Source organism: Mycobacterium kubicae (assembly GCF_015689175.1).
GTDB classification, from domain to species: domain Bacteria; phylum Actinomycetota; class Actinomycetes; order Mycobacteriales; family Mycobacteriaceae; genus Mycobacterium; species Mycobacterium kubicae.
Window position 1 is genome coordinate 2,704,694 of the sequence record NZ_CP065047.1, and the last position, 15,672, is coordinate 2,720,365.

The following is a 15,672-nucleotide window of genomic DNA, read 5'->3' on the forward strand; positions in this document are numbered from 1 at the left end:
CGCTGAGTGGGATTAGCTGGGCGCATATTGGGCATGCACCGAGGGCCGTTTCCGGTCCACAGAAAGGCGTTACCGCGCATGCCCGAGCAACTGACGCCGCACTTCGATGACGTGCAGGCCCACTACGACTTGTCCGACGATTTCTTCCGGCTGTTCCTCGATCCGACGCAGACCTACAGTTGCGCCTACTTCGAGCGCGACGACATGACGCTGGAAGAGGCCCAGCTCGCCAAGATCGATCTGGCGCTGGGCAAGCTGGGTCTGCAGCCCGGGATGACGCTGCTCGACGTGGGCTGCGGCTGGGGAGCCACCATGCGCCGCGCGATCGACAAGTACGACGTCAACGTCGTGGGGCTGACCTTGTCGAAGAACCAGGCCGCGCACGTGCAGAAGTGCTTCGACGAGATGGACACCGAGCGCACCCGGCGGGTGCTGCTCAACGGCTGGGAGCAGTTCGACGAGCCCGTCGACCGCATCGTGTCCATCGGCGCCTTCGAGCACTTCGGCCACGACCGCTACGACGACTTCTTCGCCCTGGCATACCGAATCCTGCCCGCCGACGGCGTCATGCTGCTGCACACCATCACCGGACTCACCAGGCAAGAGATGACCGACACCGGCCTGCCGATCACGATGGGCCTGTTGCGGTTCCTCAAGTTCATTCAAACGGAGATCTTCCCGGGCGGGCATCCGCCGACCATCGAGATGGTCGAGGAGCAGTCGGCCAAGGCGGGCTTCGCCCTGACGCGCCGGCAGTCGCTGCGTCTGCACTATGCCCGGACGTTGGACACCTGGGCCGCTTCCCTCGAGTCGCGCAAAGACCAGGCCGTCGAAATCCAATCCGACGAGGTCTACGAGCGCTACATGAAGTACCTGACCGGCTGCGCCGAGTTGTTCCGGGACGGCTACATCGACGTCAACCAGTTCACTTTGCAGAAATGACCGAACGCATCGAGGTGCAGCGCACCATCGAGGCCCCTGCCCCGGACATCTTCGCGCTGTTGTGCGACCCGCAGGGCCATGTCGCCATCGATTCCTCGGGGATGCTGCAAGAAGCCGAAGGCGAGCCGGTCCGAGCCGCAGGCGACAGCTTCATCGTCCACATGGACCGGGAGGCGTTGAACGACTACCCGGAGTTGGGCAGGTACGACGTGACCGTCTCGATCACCGAGTACGAGCAGGATCGACTGATCGCATGGACGATCCTCGGACAACTGCGCCCACAGATCGGTCATGTGTATGGCTACCGGTTGCAACCCACCGACGACGGCCGCGGCACCGTGGTCACGTCGTTCTACGACTGGTCGAACATCGACGCGAAGTGGCGCGAGGCCGGGATCTTCCCGGTGTTGACCGAAGGCGCCCTGCGCGCGACGTTGGGCATTCTCGACCGGACCGTGCGACGAGGTTACCCGCGCGGTTAGCGCCGGTATTTCAAGAACAAGTAGTCGTCGTGCACCAGGGCGTGGTCGAGTCGCAGCGTGATGGGGCGGGCCAGTCCCGAGGGCTGCAGGCGTTGCCCCACGGGCTGGCTGGCGGCCAGCTTGGGAGCCAGCGTCACACAGATCTCGGCGACGGCGTCGTTGTCCACCAGTTCGTCGAGCAGCGTCGGGCCGCCTTCACACAGGATGCGGCGCAGGCCCTCCTCCCGTAGCAGCCCCACCGCGTGGGCCACGTCCACCGAATCCTCGCCGGCCACCATCACTCGCACGTCCTCCGGCAAATCGTCGCGCACCGCGGTCGTTGCGCAGGTCAGCAGGATCGGCGGCTGCTGGGGATCACTGAGCAGCCGCCTCGGCAGCTCACCGCTGCGGCTGACCACCGCGATCGGTGGCGGGCTGGTGCGCCCCTCGCGGTTTCGGAAGGCTTGCTGGTCGTCGGTGAGGTGCACAGGACCGTAGTTCTCGGCGCGGGCGGTGCCGGCGCCCACCAGCACCACGTCAGCAAATGCTCTCAGCAGGCGCAGCAACCGTTGATCGGTGGGGCAGGACAAGGAACCGGCCCGGCCGCCGAACGCCGCTGCACCGTCGGCGCTGAAGATCATGTTGGCGCGTACGCCGTCCGGGGGTTCGGCGTAGTGTGCTGCCAGTTCGTCGATGCCGCTGACGACGCCGACGCGCGGCGCGTCGTTCACGCCTCGTGACCCGGTTCAAGGTGGTGCACGTCGGTGAAGGAGACCAAGTCCTCCGATCCGTGCGGCGGGTCACCGGCCACCGGTTGCAGCAGGTGCCCGACGTGGTCGCCGAGGGTGAAGCGGTCCAAAATTTCACCGACGAACCACGCGGCCGCGTCGTCCAGGATGGGCATGTCCGCGGGGCCGGGGTGCCACGAGCAGCGGCCGAATTTGTCGATCCTGTCGCTGGTTTGGCTGCCGAAGAGTTCCACGACGTCAAGGTGCTCACGGTCGAACACATGCACCGCAAGGTGGGTGGCCTCGGTGGCGATGCGGTAAGTGTGGTTCTTCTTGGACAGACCGACCAAGAACCGGGGCGGATTGATGCTGGTCTGACTCGTGAACCCGACCAGACAACCGGCCGGTATCCCTTCGGCTTGGGTGGTCACCACGAACATCGGGTAGTTAAGCCGCGCTACCAGCTTCTCGAACGGTTCGACGTCTGGCTCGGTCACTCGTCAAGTCTTTCCATCGGGACCAAAATCGCTCAGGTCATCCGGCGGCGGCGAGCAACTCTTGGAACGCTTTATCCATGCATTCGGCGTAGCGAGCCGGGTCCGGCAAGGCGTCACGGTCGGCTGTGGCGCCGATGGACAGCGTTCCGTTGTAGCTGGCGATGACGTGGATCAGGTTCAGGCCGCCCACCAGTGGGCCCAATCCGGTGGCGCGCACCAACCGCGCTCCCCGGAAGAAGATCGGATCGGGTGGACCGGGCACGTTGGTCACTGTGGTATTGGCGACGGTCGGGCCGGAGAAGGGCAGTACGCTGGCCGCCTTCGCCGTGATCGCCAGCAGCGATGTCGGCATGGTGCCGATCAGGTCGAGCACTTGCGACCTGGTGGAGTGCTCGGATTCCGTTCGGCTGCTGGCGGTTTCCTCGGCGATGGTGGTGAGACGCTCCAGCGGGTCGGCGATGTGGGTGCCGAGCGTCTGCAACCGGCCGAACACCATGTTGCCCCGCCCACTGTGGTCGGCCGCATCCCGCATGGAGATCGGGCAGGCAGCCACGAGGGGCTCGTCGGGAAGCTCCCCGTGCCCGGCCAGATACTCGCGTAACGCGCCGCCGACGTAGGCCAGTGCCACGTCGTTGATGGTGGCGCCCGGCACCCGCGCTTTGATCCGCTTGAAGTCGGCAAGGTCGTGAAAACGGGCCTCGAAGACGCGGTGTGGCGAGGCGGCTTGGTTGAAACGCGTCTTCGGCGGAAACGACGGCGGGCTACTCCCGGCGACCCGGGACATCACGGTGCCGGCCACTTTGCCCGGCAGCGCGACCAGGCCGCGGACCACCTTCGGGGCGCTGGTGGCGATGACCCTGCCTGCCCGCAGGGGGTAGAAGGCGGCGTTGATCGCGGTGCGCGCGACCAAGTCGCTGGTCGTGGGAAGTGGGTCGGGTTGCCAGTGCCGGTCGGGTCCGGCGGGGCGGGGGCTGTCGGCGGCCAGATCGTGCAACGCCGCAATCATCTGCACGCTTGCCATGCCGTCGACCGCACAGTGGTGCAGCTTCAGCGCCATCGCGAAGGAACCCTTCGGGACCCCGGGCACCGCGTTGAGACCCTCGATGACGGTGATCTCCCACGGCGGACGTCGCAGGTCGATCTGCCGCGCGTGCAGACGTGCCACCTGAATGCACAGCTGGCGCCAGTCGCCCGGTTGCGGCAAACCGATATGACGGACGTGGTACTCGAGATCGAAGTTGGGGTCGTCGACCCAATAAGCCTGGTGCAGTCCGCCCGGCAACTCGGTCAACCGCCGCCGGAAGACATCGGCGAGGTGCAGGCGTGCGTCGAGTTCCTCGAGAATCCCTTTGAACGTCACCTTGCCGCCGGGCGCAGTCGCCGGGTCATAAATCAGCAGGAGCTGAATGTGGAGCGGGGTCGCCGGCCGTTCCGCGCGCAGCAGCATGTCATCGGTCCAACTGAGCTGTTGCACAGACGGCTCCCTCCCGGACGCTTCCTGTCGAGAGTAGGCCCGGTCAGGTTCTTCGAGAGCAGCGGACCCGAGTTGCGCCTCTAACGACGATCCTCGTCATCGGCGAGGCGCTCGACAGCTCCCTCTCTGGACAGCGCGCGCAAAAAGCCGTATGCGGCAATACCGGCCGCGCCGGGGTTCCTGGTGATCCAGGTGTTGATCTGGGCCATCGCCTTGACCAGGTCGTCGCGTTTGACCCGGACCAGGTACGTCTTGCGGTCATCGCCGGGATCGTCGTTGGCGTCGGCGACGGCCAACGGGTTCTTGAACGCGTACCCGATTCCGTGTACGGCATCGTGGTTCAGGGCCCAGCGAATCTCGTTGGGCCGCAAATGGTCCACCGCGAGGTTGCGGTAGCCATTCTCGTGTGCATTGCTCACCTCGCTGATTGTCCTACCTCGGCCAGCCCGCCGCGACCCGGTGCGAGATGTCTAGAGAACCCAAAGCCATAAATCATCATGACACGACATCGGGGACCAACGACGCGGCACCAAGTGGCTTGCCAGTGAACTCGCAGCTTAAGGCGGCGCAGTTCGTTTACAGCAACTTTTCCACGGTGATCGGAAGATCGGTGACGCGCCTGCCGGTGGCGTTGAAAACCGCGTTGGCGATTGCGGCGGGCACCCCGACGATCACCAATTCGCCGAGGCCTTTCACACCGATGGGATCGGCGATCGTGTCCTCTGCCGCGAGAAACGTCGCGTCCAGGGCGGGCACGTCGGCGTTGACCGGCACCAGGTAATCGGCCATGTTCGCGTTGACGATCCGCCCATCGCGGTGATCGAGTTCGGTCGCCTCGAGCAGCGCCATCCCGATACCACCCACCATTCCACCGATGGCCTGGCTGTGGGCCAGCTTGGGATTGATCACTCGGCCGGCGTCGTAGCAGGCGTAGATCCGCCTGATCCGGACCGTGGCGAGCAGCGAGTCGACGGCGACTTCGGCGAACACCGCGCCGTAGGCGTACATCGAATACCGCTTGTCGGCGTCGTCCGGAGTCCAGGTCTGTTCGGCTTCCAATTCCGGCCAACCGCGGCGGCGCAGCAAGTCCTGATAGGACTCACCGCGGTCGGCCGCGGCGGTGGCGAACAGGCGGCCGTCGGCGACGGTGACGTCCTGCGGGCGCAGGCCGCTCAATGGCGACGCGGGATCGGTCACGGCCATCCGAATAAGCTTGTCCCGCAGCATGCTGGTGGCGGTGAAGACCGCCGACCCGACGCTGGCCATGGTCCGCGACCCGGAATGGGAAGGCGCCGGCGGAAAGAGGCTGTCACCCAAGGCGAAGCGCACCCGACTCAACGGCAACCCAAGAGCGTCGGCGGCGACCTGCGTCATCGATGTGTAGGTTCCCGGTCCCATGTCGCTGGTTCCCGTCCGGACCTCGGCGGTGCCGTCGGCCAATACCTTGGCGGCGGCAGCGCATTGACTGCGCGAGGTGTGGTAGGCGGCCGCCGCCACTCCCATTCCGACCAGTCGGTCGCCGTCGCGGGTGGCTGCCGGTACGGGATTGCGCCGGTTCCAACCGAACGTTGCCGCACCCGCGGTGAGGCACTCGGTGAGTCGCCTGGTGGAAAACGGAGTGCCGCTGGTCTGGTCGATGTCGGGTTCGTTGCGCATCCGCAGCTCGATCGGGTCGATGCCGAGGCGGTGCGCGAGGTCGTCCATGGCGGATTCGAGCGCGAACATGCCGGTGACGGCGCCGGGACCCCGCATGTAGGTTGGCAAGTTAACGTCAAGGCGCACAATGCGATACGTCGAACGAACACTGGGAATCCGATACATGAACCGCGGGTTGCCGACCAGGCCGTCTTCGTAGGTCTCGTATTTCGCTGTCTCCGTGCGTCCCTCGTGAATCATGGCGCCGATGCGTCCGTTGCGGTCGGCTCCGATCGCCAGGCGCTGCCGGCTGGTCGGTCGATACCCGATACCGCTGTACATCTGCTTGCGCGTCAACACCAGCTTGACGGGGCGTTGCATGCGCCGCGCAGCGAACGCGGCGAGGACCTGATGCGGCCAGGTCTGGCCCGCACTACCGAAGGCGCCCCCCACAAACGGGGAGAGCACTCGCACGTCCTCCGGCGGGATGCCCAACGCCTTGGCGTAGTTTTGCCGCGCCGAACTGATGCTTTGCACTTTGTCCCAGACGGTGAGCCGGTCCCCGTCCCAACTGGCAACGGTCGCAGGCAGTTCCATCGGATTGTGATTGTTACGGGCGATGCTGAACTCGAGATCTGTCACCACTGCCGCATCCCGAATCGCGTGCTCCGGGTCGCCGCGGACGTAGTCGCGAGTGTTACGCCCCGGCTGCGGCACCGCTTGAGCCGCATCGATATTCGTCAGCGCTGGGTGAGCGGCGTACCGCACGGTCACCAGTGAGGCACCTTGGGTCGCCGCCTCCAGCGTGGTAGCGACCACCACGGCGACCGGCTGGCCGAAGAAGGACACCTGGCGGGCGTCGAAGGGCAACTTCAGGCCCGTGAAGTCGGTGAACACCCGAAGCACCTCGGGGAGCCCGGTGGCGGCACGGGTCTCGATGCGTTCAATGCCGCCGGAGCCCACCGTGCTGCATACCAGCACCGCATACACCACGCCGGCGATGTGGTTATCGGCGGCGTATGCGGCCCTGCCGGTCACCTTCAGTTGGCCGTCCACGCGGGTGATGGGCTGGCCGGAAGTGATATGGGCTGAGGGTAGCGCGTGCGTCATGGCATCGCCGCCACGGTATTGAGTTGGCGTTCCACGGTGCGCTTGAGGAGCTCTATCTTGAAACCGTTTTCGCGGGACGACCGGGCGCCTTCTGCGGCGATGGCGGCGACGGTGCGGAAGACGTCCGGGGTCGGGGGTCGCCCGTGTAGTGCCGCTTCGACAGCCGGCAAACGCCATGGCACGGTGCCGACGCCTCCGACCGCGATTCTCGTATTACGTATCACCCCACCGGCGATATCCATCGCCACCGCCGCCGATGTCAATGCGAACTCGTAGGATTCGCGATCGCGAACCTTGAGGTAGCCGGACCGACGGGCTTCCGGGGTGACCGGCACCTCTACGGCGGCGATCAGTTCGCCTGGCTGCAGGTTGTGTTCCAGTTGCGGGCTGTCATCCGGCTGGCGGTACAGCTGCGAAATCGGGATCCGTCGTTCGCCCACGGTGCTTCGAGCCACCACCACGGCGTCCAGGGCAACCAATGCGACCGCCAGATCCGAAGGGTGGGTGGCGATGCAGTGCCGACTGACGCCCAGTATTGCGTGGGTGCGGTTGCGCCCCTCCAAAGCCGAGCATCCGCTACCCGGGACACGTTTGTTGCAGGCGGCGGACACGTCACGGAAGTACAGGCACCGGGTGCGTTGCAGAAGATTGCCACCGATAGACGCCATATTGCGCAGCTGAGCGGATGCGCTGAGCGTTAGAGACTGACTGATCACCGGAAACTGTTGGCGCACAAGCGGGTGTGCAATGACATCGGCCATCCGTGCCAATGACCCAACGCGAAGGAATCCGGACTGTACCTCGATCGAGGTGTAGGGCAGGCGATTGATGTCGACCAGTGCCTCGGGACGTTCAACGGTTTCCCGCATCAGGTCGACGAGGGTGGTCCCGCCGGCGATGTACCGAGCGCCGCCCGCACCGGCCCGTAGCGCCGACTGCTCGTCGGCGGCTTTGCTGTAGTGGAACTGGTACACGGGCTAGTCTGCTCGTGCCACGCTCTGCACGGCATTGACGATGTTGGTGTACGCCCACACCGACAAATGTTGCCGCTCATTGACTCCCGGATCTGTGCCGCAGACCCGGTGTGCCCTTCGGCGATGCAGCCCAGTGCGGACATGATCTGGCCGGACGTGCAGTAGCCGCACTGGAATGCGTCCTCGTCGATGAACGCCTGTTGCAGCGGGTGAAGTTTGCCGCCCTCGGCAAGACCCTCGATGGTGGTGATGTGCGCGCCGTCATGCATCACCGCAAGCGTCAGGCAGGAGTTGATCCGCCGACCATCGACCAGCACCGTGCAGGCACCGCAGGCTCCCTGGTCGCAGCCTTTCTTGGTGCCCGGCAACCCGGCGCGTTCGCGCAACATGTCCAACAGCGAGGTGCGGTTGTCGACGGCGATCTCGCGTTGCTCGCCGTTGATCTGGGCCCGTACCACCGTGGTGTGACTGTCGCCGGGATCGTGGGCAGTGCGATCCGATCCGGCTACGGCGGCACTCGCAGCGATGGCCCCGCCGAGCGCGACGGAGCCCCCGACAAAGGTTCTGCGGTTCAGCTGGATGCCAGCTCGGTCCTCCACTGCATCCACTGTAGATGCCGCCGACGGGAAGGGCCGGTCCTCGTGCGGTAGGGTTCACGTCATCGAGGGCTGAGCAGCAGGCCCTGCGTCTGACGCGGGTGCGGAGCAGCCTATGAGATTGAGCATTCCCTCGACCCCTGTCACGCCCGAACGCGATCGCTTCCAGCGGCACGGCGTCACCGTCGTGGAGTCGCCTTTCCCCGCCAGCGCGCCGCGGGAACTGACCTCGATTGATCGCTGCGCCGCTGAATCTGCGCTGCTGCGGCGGGCGATTGCCTTCATTGAAGCCAACATCGGCAGAGACATCGCTTTGACCGATGTCGCCGCCGCCGTGTTCATCACCCCTCGGGCGCTGCAATACACCTTTCGCCGGCACCTGAACACCTCGCCGATGGAATACGTGCGCAAGGTGCGGATCGATCAGGCGCACCGGCAACTGCTCGCTGCCGATCCGGCGACCACCACTGTGCAAACGGTTGCGACACAATGGGGTTTTGCCCACACCGGACGCTTCTCTGCGCTGTATCGCCGCACGTACGGTCGCAACCCGTCAGACACGCTGAGAAGCTGACTGCTGTCTCTGTCGCAGGTATTCGGTAGGGTCCTGCGCGTGCATCCGACCGCCACCGTGAAGTCCGTAACTGCCCGTCTCGCTGAGGAACTGGCCATTGAAGAGGCCCGAGTGGCTGCCGCTGTGCGGCTTCTCGACGAGGGCGCCACGGTGCCCTTCATCGCGCGATACCGTAAAGAGGCCACCGGCAGCCTCGATGACGGGCAGTTGCGCACTCTCGAAGAGCGGCTGCGCTACCTGAGAGAACTGGACGAACGCCGAGGCGCGGTGCTGGCCTCCATCGAAGAGCAGGGGAAGCTCACCGACGATCTACGGGCCGCCTTGGTGGCCGCGACGACCAAGGCGCGGGTTGAGGACATCTATCTGCCGTACAAGCCCAAACGCCGAACCAAGGCGCAGATCGCGCGGGAAGCGGGACTCGAGCCGCTGGCCGACCGGTTGCTCGCCCACCCCCACCTTGTTCCGGAGGCTGCGGCCGCAGCCTTCGTTCGCGACGAGGTCCCCGACACGGCCGCTGCGTTGGACGGCGCACGGCACATCCTCGTCGAACGCGCCGCAGAAGACGCCGAACTCGTCGGTGGCATTCGAGACAAGTTCTGGTCGCAAGCTTGCCTGCGGACCGCCCCATGCTCGCCGGAAATCGCCAACTCCGCTGCGGCGCAGAAATATCGCGATTACTTCGCCTTCACCGAGGCACTGGACACCGTGCCGTCGCACCGAGTACTTGCCGTATTTCGCGGCGAAAAGGAGAAAGTTCTCGGACTGACCTTCGACGGCGGGCACGACGCCGGGTACGAAGCCATGGTGGCGCACACTCTCGGTATCGACATGTCGTCCGAGGCCGCGGCGACCTCGTGGCTGGCCACCACGGTCAGCCTCGCATGGCGCGCCCGACTGCTGTTTTCTGCGACCGTCGATGCCCGTACTCGATTGCGGCAACGCGCAGAACAAGAAGCCGTCGCGGTGTTCGCGGAAAACTTCAAGGACCTGCTGCTGGCCGCACCGGCTGGAGCCCGCACCACACTCGGCCTGGATCCAGGCTATCGAACCGGCGTAAAAGTCGCGGTGGTCGATGGCACCGGCAAAGTGGTGGATACGTGCGCGATTTTCCCGCATCAGCCGCAGCGGCAATGGGATTCGGCCAAGGCCACACTGGCTGCGTTGGTCGCGCGGCACGGCGTCGAACTGATCGCCGTCGGTAATGGCACCGCGTCCCGTGAAACCGACGCCCTGGCTGCAGAACTCATCGCCGACATTCGGGCGGCGGGCGCCCCGCCGCCGGTGAAGGCCATGGTCAGTGAAGCGGGTGCGTCGGTTTACTCCGCGTCGGCATACGCGGCGCACGAACTACCGGGGTTGGACGTGACGCTGCGGGGCGCGGTGTCGATCGCTCGTCGTCTGCAGGATCCGCTGGCCGAACTGGTGAAGATCGAGCCGAAGTCGATCGGCGTGGGGCAGTACCAGCATGATGTGACCCCGGGCATCCTCGCCCGCAGCCTCGACGCCGTAGTCGAGGACGCGGTCAACTCGGTCGGCGTCGATCTCAACACGGCGTCGGTTCCGTTGCTCACCCGCGTTTCGGGCATCTCCGACTACTTGGCCGAAGCCATCGTCGCCTATCGCGACAAGGCAGGGCGGTTCACCAACCGGCAGGCTTTGCTTCAAGTTCCTCGACTGGGCCCCAAGGCTTTCGAACAGTGTGCGGGCTTCCTTCGGATCAGCGACGGCGACGATCCGCTGGACGCGTCCGGTGTCCATCCCGAGGCGTACCCGGTGGTGCGGCGCATATTGGACCGCTCGGGTGTGACACTTGGCGAGATCATCGGAGACACAAGATCATTGCGTTCGCTGCGACCCGCGGATTTCGCCGATGACCGATTCGGCGTTCCCACCGTCACCGACATCCTGGCCGAACTGGAGAAGCCGGGCCGCGATCCACGGCCCGCTTTCACCACAGCAACGTTCGCCGCGGGCGTCGAGAAAGTGGCCGACCTCAAAGTCGGCATGGTGCTGGAAGGCGTGGTGACCAACGTCGCGGCCTTCGGGGCTTTCGTCGACGTCGGCGTGCATCAAGACGGCTTGGTACACGTGTCGGCGCTGTCCGACCGATTCGTCTCCGACCCGCGTGAGATCGTGCGGTCCGGACAGGTGGTCCGCGTCAAAGTCGTCGATGTCGACCTCGACAGACAACGCATCGCGTTGAGCCTGCGCCTCAACGACGAACCACAGGCTTCCCGCGGTCGACGCTCGGGTCAGCCGTCGCGATCTCCTCGCGCGCCTGAGAAGAAGCCCGAGCGCCGGGCGTCGAAGGCCGCGGGCGGATCGATGGCCCAGGCGTTGCGTGACGCGGGTTTCGGGCGCTGATCCAGGCACCAGACGAGTAGTCCTACTCATGTCGACGCGCATCGCGGCCCCCCATGCTGGTCGCATGACGCCTGCTCAACTCATGGCCGACCCGCGCCGCCTCGCCGCCCAAACCCCGCCGCAACGCGACCGCGCCGTCGACGTCGCGCGGCTCGCCGCCCTCATTGTGGTGATGTTCGGGCACTGCGCCCTGCTGCTGGCCACCATCGACTCGTCCGGGGTGCACATCGGGAACCTGCTCGGTGAAATGCCCGCGCTGCAGCCCATCACCTGGATCGTTCAGGTGATGCCCCTGTTCTTCCTGGCCGGGGGAGCGGCGGGAGCATACGGCTGGCGCGCCGGTACGCCATGGGGCACTTGGTTATTCGTGCGGGCGCAACGTCTGTGTCGGCCGGCGTTGTGGTATCTAGCGGCGTGGTCAGCCGCACTGCTGGTAGTCCGCATGGTGTTGGGAGCGCCGTCCGCTGCCGATCTCGGCCGAGAATGCGTGGCGCTGTTGTGGTTCCTCGGGGTGTACCTTGTGGCACTCGCCTTCGTTCCCGCGTGCGCGCGGCTGCGCAGCGGCCGTGCGGTCACCACGGTCGTCGGATTGCTACTGGTAGCGACGGTCGCGGTGGACGGTATCCGATTCGCCGTCGGGACACCGGAATCGGGGGTCCTGAACTTCCTAGTGGTGTGGCTTATCCCGGTCGTCGTCGGTGTCGCCTACGCGCGCCAACTGATCACCACCCGATGGCGCTGATGTCGGCTCTCGTCGCATTCACCGGGCAGCTGGTGCTGGCCGTCGCCGGGGCCTACGACGTCTCGCTGGTCGTGACCGGCGCCGAGCGGATGTCCAACGTGTCGCCGCCGACCCTACTGCTGGCGCTGCACTGCACGTGGACGTCGTGCGCGTTTGTGGCGGTCGCCGGTTGGGTCCGTCGCTGGGCCGCCCGGCCGCGGGTATGGCAGCTGGTCGCCGTCGGCAACGGTGGAGCGATGACGCTCTATCTCTGGCATATTCCGGCGATTGCGGTCGCCGCTTTTTCCTTGCATGCATTCGGCCTCGACGCCTATGACCCGCATGCGTCGGGGTTCTGGGGTCTGCTTGGGCTGCGGGCGGTGGTCTTCGCCGCCGTCATGGCCGGGATGTTCCGGCTGCTCGCCCCGCTGGAGCATCGCCGTTTGCCGTGGTGGGATGCGCCAGTGCGGGCTACTGGCCGGTGGTCGGTGGCAGCTGGGACGCTGGTGTGCCTCGCCGGTGTCGCGCTGGTTCTATTGGCTAAGAACGGGTTGAGCGGTTTTGCCGGCTGGACGGCATTGGGCTGCTTCCTGGCTGCGGCGGCCGCTGCGCGGTTAGCGGCGGGCCATGGCCGAGTCGGGAGCGGCCCAGTCGGTGGTGACCTTGCGATGCTTGATCAGCCACCTGTCACCGTGAGGAACCAAAATGTCGCGATAGCGGCCGAAATGGTCGAGCCCGATGTGCGTGACGACGGTGAAGTACGACGAGACGCGTGCCTCGACGGGGGTCACGTCATCGAATAGCACGTTGGCTAGGTTGTGGCGGACGACATTGCGGCGGGTGCCGGCCGCACTGCCACCGGCGCCGGAGAGGCCCTCTGTGATCGCGGAGAGGAACGCCAGAATCTCCGAGCGTCCGGAAAGCGCCGCCGTGCCGCGGATCTCGAGTACACCGTCGCGGGCGAACGTCTCGGTGAGTCCGTCAAGCCGTCCAGCATCGCCCGCCCAGTTGTACCGGGCGAGGGTGTCGCGGATCTGCTCACGGGCGATCAGCTCCCACATCTCCATGGCTGCGACCTCTCACCCGACGTCGTTGTCGGCCAATTGTTTCAATGGGTAATTCGGGCGTACTCCGCGGTACATGCCCCACCGCACGATCCACGGCATCACCAAGTGTTCGACCGCCCAGGCGGGGAATCGGAAGGCATGGCCGGTGGGGAAGAACACCTCCATCCCGTCCGGTTGACTACCCAACACCGAACCCCACCTCCGACTCGGCGGGCTGAACGAGCGCAACTTTCGGCCGGCGAATCGCGCTCGAATGTTGTGCGCTACCAGGGCGTCTCCACGATTTCGCGCCGAGCTGCGCAACGGGTCGGTCGCCGCGACGTCGCCCACGGCGAAGACACCGTGATGTCCCGGGACGCGCAAGTCGGGCTTCACCCGGACGAATCCATCGTCGTCCAGTATCTCCTGTGGCAGCCAGCCGGTGTTGGGCCGTACCCGGCCAATGGCCCAGAGCACCGCCTCGGCCGAAGCCGGTGGTTGCCCGGTACTCCAGTCGACCGGTGCGCTGGTGATCTCCTCACCGGTGAACCCGGTCGGGATGACAGCCCGGTGGCCCGGGTGAATCCGCACGCCAAGTTTGTTGAGCCGCTGCTCGATTCGGTTCCATGTCCGGGAGTGATATTCGAGCAGCGGACGCTGGCCGGGAAAATACAGATCGATCCGTTTGTCCGGCCAGGTGGTGGCCAGGTTGACGGCGCTGCTGACCGCCGCCGCCCCGCCGCCGATGACGATCACCGATTTGGCCGCGGCCAGTCGGTCATGGGCGGCGTAGAGTTCGGCGCTGATCTCGGCGGCGGATTGCAATGTGGGCCGGCGCCAGAAGCCGTTGCTCACCCCGGTCGCAATCACCAGCGCGTCGTAGCGCTCGACAACCGGCGCCCCGTCTGGGCCCCGAGCTAACACCTTTCGGGTCGCCAGGTCCACTCCGGTGAGCTCGGCCTGAACTGTCCGTACCCCGTCCAGTCGGCGGAACCGGTCGAACGGGATCCAATAATCACGAACCCAATCGCTCGGCCGGGAAAGCCGCAAGCCGAGTTCTTGGCCGCTCACCAACGCGGGTTTAACCGAAATACCGACCACGTCGACGTGCCGAGACAGCCGGATAGCGGTCAGCAGACCGACATCACCCAGTCCGGCGATAACCACGCGTTTGCGGCTCATGCCGCAGCCCGGCGAGGCGGCCTGGGCACGAAACGCGGCACCCGGTCAATGACCTCTTGATAGCTGGGTCGCCGTTGCAGGCTGCGCGTTTCCATCATCGGAATGCTGGCGCCCAGGAACATGCCCAACATGGCCAGCACACCCACGAACAACCACCATGCGTCCGACGGCGCGGCGGCCACCCCGAACAACGCCAGGGCAAGCCAGAAACTGAACTCTCCGAAGTAATTCGGGTGCCGCGACCAACCCCAAAGTCCATGGTCCATGACCTCGCCGGGTTTCCGTGTCCGGACGAACCGGTGCAACTGCAGGTCCGCCAGCAACTCGAGGGTCACCGCCGCCACGCCGACCGCGAAGGCGGCGACGGTCAGCCACCCGATACCGGTTCCGGCTCGGGTGAGACAAACGTAAACCGGCAGCATGCCCACGAAGACCTGCACCGTCGGAATGAGGTGGATCGCGACGAGGTCGACGACCACTGCCCAGCGTCCCGCACGCTCCCGAAACATCGGATAACGCCAATCCTCATGGTCTAGCCCGGGGAAGCCGTACACCCAGTTGCCGGTGAGGCGCACCGCCCAGAACAGCACCAAGGCTGCGACCAGCCAGCAGCGCGGCTGATCGACCCCCGCGCCGGCCTGACTCCACCAGTAGAAGGTCAGCAACGGCGGAATGACGCTCCAGTACGCGTCATAGAAGCTCGAGTTGCGGTAGGCGCGGCTGAACGCGAACACCACCACGGTGGCCAGCACATCGGCGACCAACGTGTCCAGCCAGAGCCGCCCAGTGGACGGGCCCCAGATAAGCCAGGCGGCAGCCACGCCAACCGCGACGACGTACGCTACCCCGACGATCAGCAGTGAGCGCGATTTCGTCATCATCGCGGGCGGCGGCCGAGGATGATTCCAAAATCCCTGTGCTGCAGCGCGTTTCGGCGAACAGGATCCATAGCAGGCTCCTTCGATGCGCACAGCCCGGTCGCCCCGGCCCAGTGGAAGGGTGGGGCAAACTGTAACACGTTCTAGCCGCGCTCAGGCGTGGCTGTCAAGGCCGGCGTAACACTAGGGAACGGGGGACTCGTTGGTGACGGCCTGGTAGCCGCGGGCACCCACCCGGTCGACCGCGGCCTTCACCACGCCGAAGATCAGGCCTTGCAGTCCAGCACCTATGAGCGCCGACCGGGCGGAGTTGCTCAAGTCCTTCGGGTCCGGCGGCGCCTGTTCTTCGTTGCTGAACCGCTTCCACACCTGACTGAAGATTGCGCCCGCCAGCAGACCTCCGGTGACGCTGGTGGCAATGGAAAGCGGCATGTACAAGGCTTTCGACTTCGCACTCATGGTGATCCTCACTCATCGGGCGGATTGCACA

The 15,672-nt window shown here is 65.7% G+C and carries 15 protein-coding genes and 1 pseudogene; 5 read left to right on the forward strand and 11 right to left on the reverse strand.

The annotated features are described in order from the left end of the window. Window positions 1-78 precede the first annotated feature (78 nt). Both mmaA2 and I2456_RS12645 read left to right on the forward strand, forming a co-directional pair. Window positions 79-942, forward strand: a complete 864-nt coding sequence (gene mmaA2, locus I2456_RS12640) for a cyclopropane mycolic acid synthase MmaA2 (protein WP_068159011.1) — start codon at window positions 79-81, stop codon at window positions 940-942. Next, window positions 939-1,424, forward strand: coding sequence for an SRPBCC family protein (locus tag I2456_RS12645; protein ID WP_068027202.1), 486 nt, complete (start codon window positions 939-941; stop codon window positions 1,422-1,424). The genes mmaA2 and I2456_RS12645 overlap by 4 nt, the downstream gene beginning before the upstream one ends. Here the strand turns inward: I2456_RS12645 and I2456_RS12650 are convergent. The 7 genes from I2456_RS12650 to I2456_RS12680 all read right to left on the reverse strand — a co-directional run bounded on the left by I2456_RS12650 (window position 1,421) and on the right by I2456_RS12680 (window position 8,420). After that, window positions 1,421-2,134, reverse strand: coding sequence for a pyrimidine reductase family protein (locus tag I2456_RS12650; protein WP_068027207.1), 714 nt, complete (start codon window positions 2,132-2,134; stop codon window positions 1,421-1,423). The two genes, I2456_RS12645 and I2456_RS12650, sit on opposite strands and share 4 nt — an antisense overlap. Continuing rightward, window positions 2,131-2,571 carry a flavin reductase family protein gene (locus tag I2456_RS12655; protein ID WP_390639564.1) on the reverse strand — a complete coding sequence of 147 codons (441 nt, stop codon included), beginning with the start codon at window positions 2,569-2,571 and terminating at the stop codon, window positions 2,131-2,133. The genes I2456_RS12650 and I2456_RS12655 overlap by 4 nt, the downstream gene beginning before the upstream one ends. 94 nt (window positions 2,572-2,665) lie before the next feature. Next, window positions 2,666-4,102 carry a WS/DGAT/MGAT family O-acyltransferase gene (locus I2456_RS12660; protein WP_068159007.1) on the reverse strand — a complete coding sequence of 479 codons (1,437 nt, stop codon included), beginning with the start codon at window positions 4,100-4,102 and terminating at the stop codon, window positions 2,666-2,668. A gap of 80 nt (window positions 4,103-4,182) precedes the next feature. After that, on the reverse strand, window positions 4,183-4,521 hold the full coding sequence (locus I2456_RS12665) for a hypothetical protein (protein WP_241007926.1): 339 nt from the start codon (window positions 4,519-4,521) through the stop codon (window positions 4,183-4,185). Window positions 4,522-4,678: 157 nt separating this feature from the next. After that, on the reverse strand, window positions 4,679-6,847 hold the full coding sequence (locus I2456_RS12670; protein WP_085075244.1) for a xanthine dehydrogenase family protein molybdopterin-binding subunit: 2,169 nt from the start codon (window positions 6,845-6,847) through the stop codon (window positions 4,679-4,681). Continuing rightward, a complete protein-coding gene (locus I2456_RS12675; RefSeq protein ID WP_085075245.1) occupies window positions 6,844-7,821 on the reverse strand; it encodes an FAD binding domain-containing protein in 978 nt (325 codons plus the stop codon). The genes I2456_RS12670 and I2456_RS12675 overlap by 4 nt, the downstream gene beginning before the upstream one ends. Continuing rightward, window positions 7,716-8,420 (reverse strand): (2Fe-2S)-binding protein, encoded by a 705-nt coding sequence (locus I2456_RS12680; RefSeq protein ID WP_169717213.1) that lies wholly within the window; start codon window positions 8,418-8,420, stop codon window positions 7,716-7,718. Before I2456_RS12680 ends, I2456_RS12675 begins: the two co-directional genes overlap by 106 nt. Before the next feature lie 118 nt (window positions 8,421-8,538). On the opposite strand from I2456_RS12680, the gene I2456_RS12685 reads away from it, so the two are divergent. From I2456_RS12685 to I2456_RS12695, 3 genes and pseudogenes are all read left to right on the forward strand, one after another. After that, on the forward strand, window positions 8,539-8,991 hold the full coding sequence (locus I2456_RS12685; protein WP_241007927.1) for a helix-turn-helix transcriptional regulator: 453 nt from the start codon (window positions 8,539-8,541) through the stop codon (window positions 8,989-8,991). Window positions 8,992-9,030: 39 nt separating this feature from the next. Beyond that, on the forward strand, window positions 9,031-11,355 hold the full coding sequence (locus I2456_RS12690; RefSeq protein WP_085075246.1) for a Tex family protein: 2,325 nt from the start codon (window positions 9,031-9,033) through the stop codon (window positions 11,353-11,355). A 64-nt stretch (window positions 11,356-11,419) separates the two neighbouring features. Further along, window positions 11,420-12,702, forward strand: a pseudogene (locus tag I2456_RS12695) (acyltransferase family protein); the annotation flags it as partial. On the opposite strand, the gene I2456_RS28470 reads toward I2456_RS12695, so the two are convergent. From I2456_RS28470 to I2456_RS12710, 4 genes are all read right to left on the reverse strand, one after another. Then, a complete protein-coding gene (locus I2456_RS28470; protein WP_085075247.1) occupies window positions 12,691-13,143 on the reverse strand; it encodes a nuclear transport factor 2 family protein in 453 nt (150 codons plus the stop codon). The pseudogene I2456_RS12695 and the gene I2456_RS28470 sit on opposite strands and share 12 nt — an antisense overlap. 12 nt (window positions 13,144-13,155) lie before the next feature. After that, a complete protein-coding gene (locus tag I2456_RS12700; RefSeq protein ID WP_085075248.1) occupies window positions 13,156-14,304 on the reverse strand; it encodes an FAD-dependent oxidoreductase in 1,149 nt (382 codons plus the stop codon). Next, the gene (locus I2456_RS12705) at window positions 14,301-15,182 is read right to left on the reverse strand and encodes a DUF1295 domain-containing protein (protein ID WP_174814194.1); all 882 of its coding nucleotides are present in this window, start codon (window positions 15,180-15,182) and stop codon (window positions 14,301-14,303) included. Before I2456_RS12705 ends, I2456_RS12700 begins: the two co-directional genes overlap by 4 nt. A 183-nt stretch (window positions 15,183-15,365) precedes the next feature. Continuing rightward, entirely contained in the window at window positions 15,366-15,641 is a 276-nt protein-coding gene (locus I2456_RS12710; protein ID WP_068027231.1) for a DUF4235 domain-containing protein, read from the reverse strand. Window positions 15,642-15,672 lie beyond the last annotated feature (31 nt).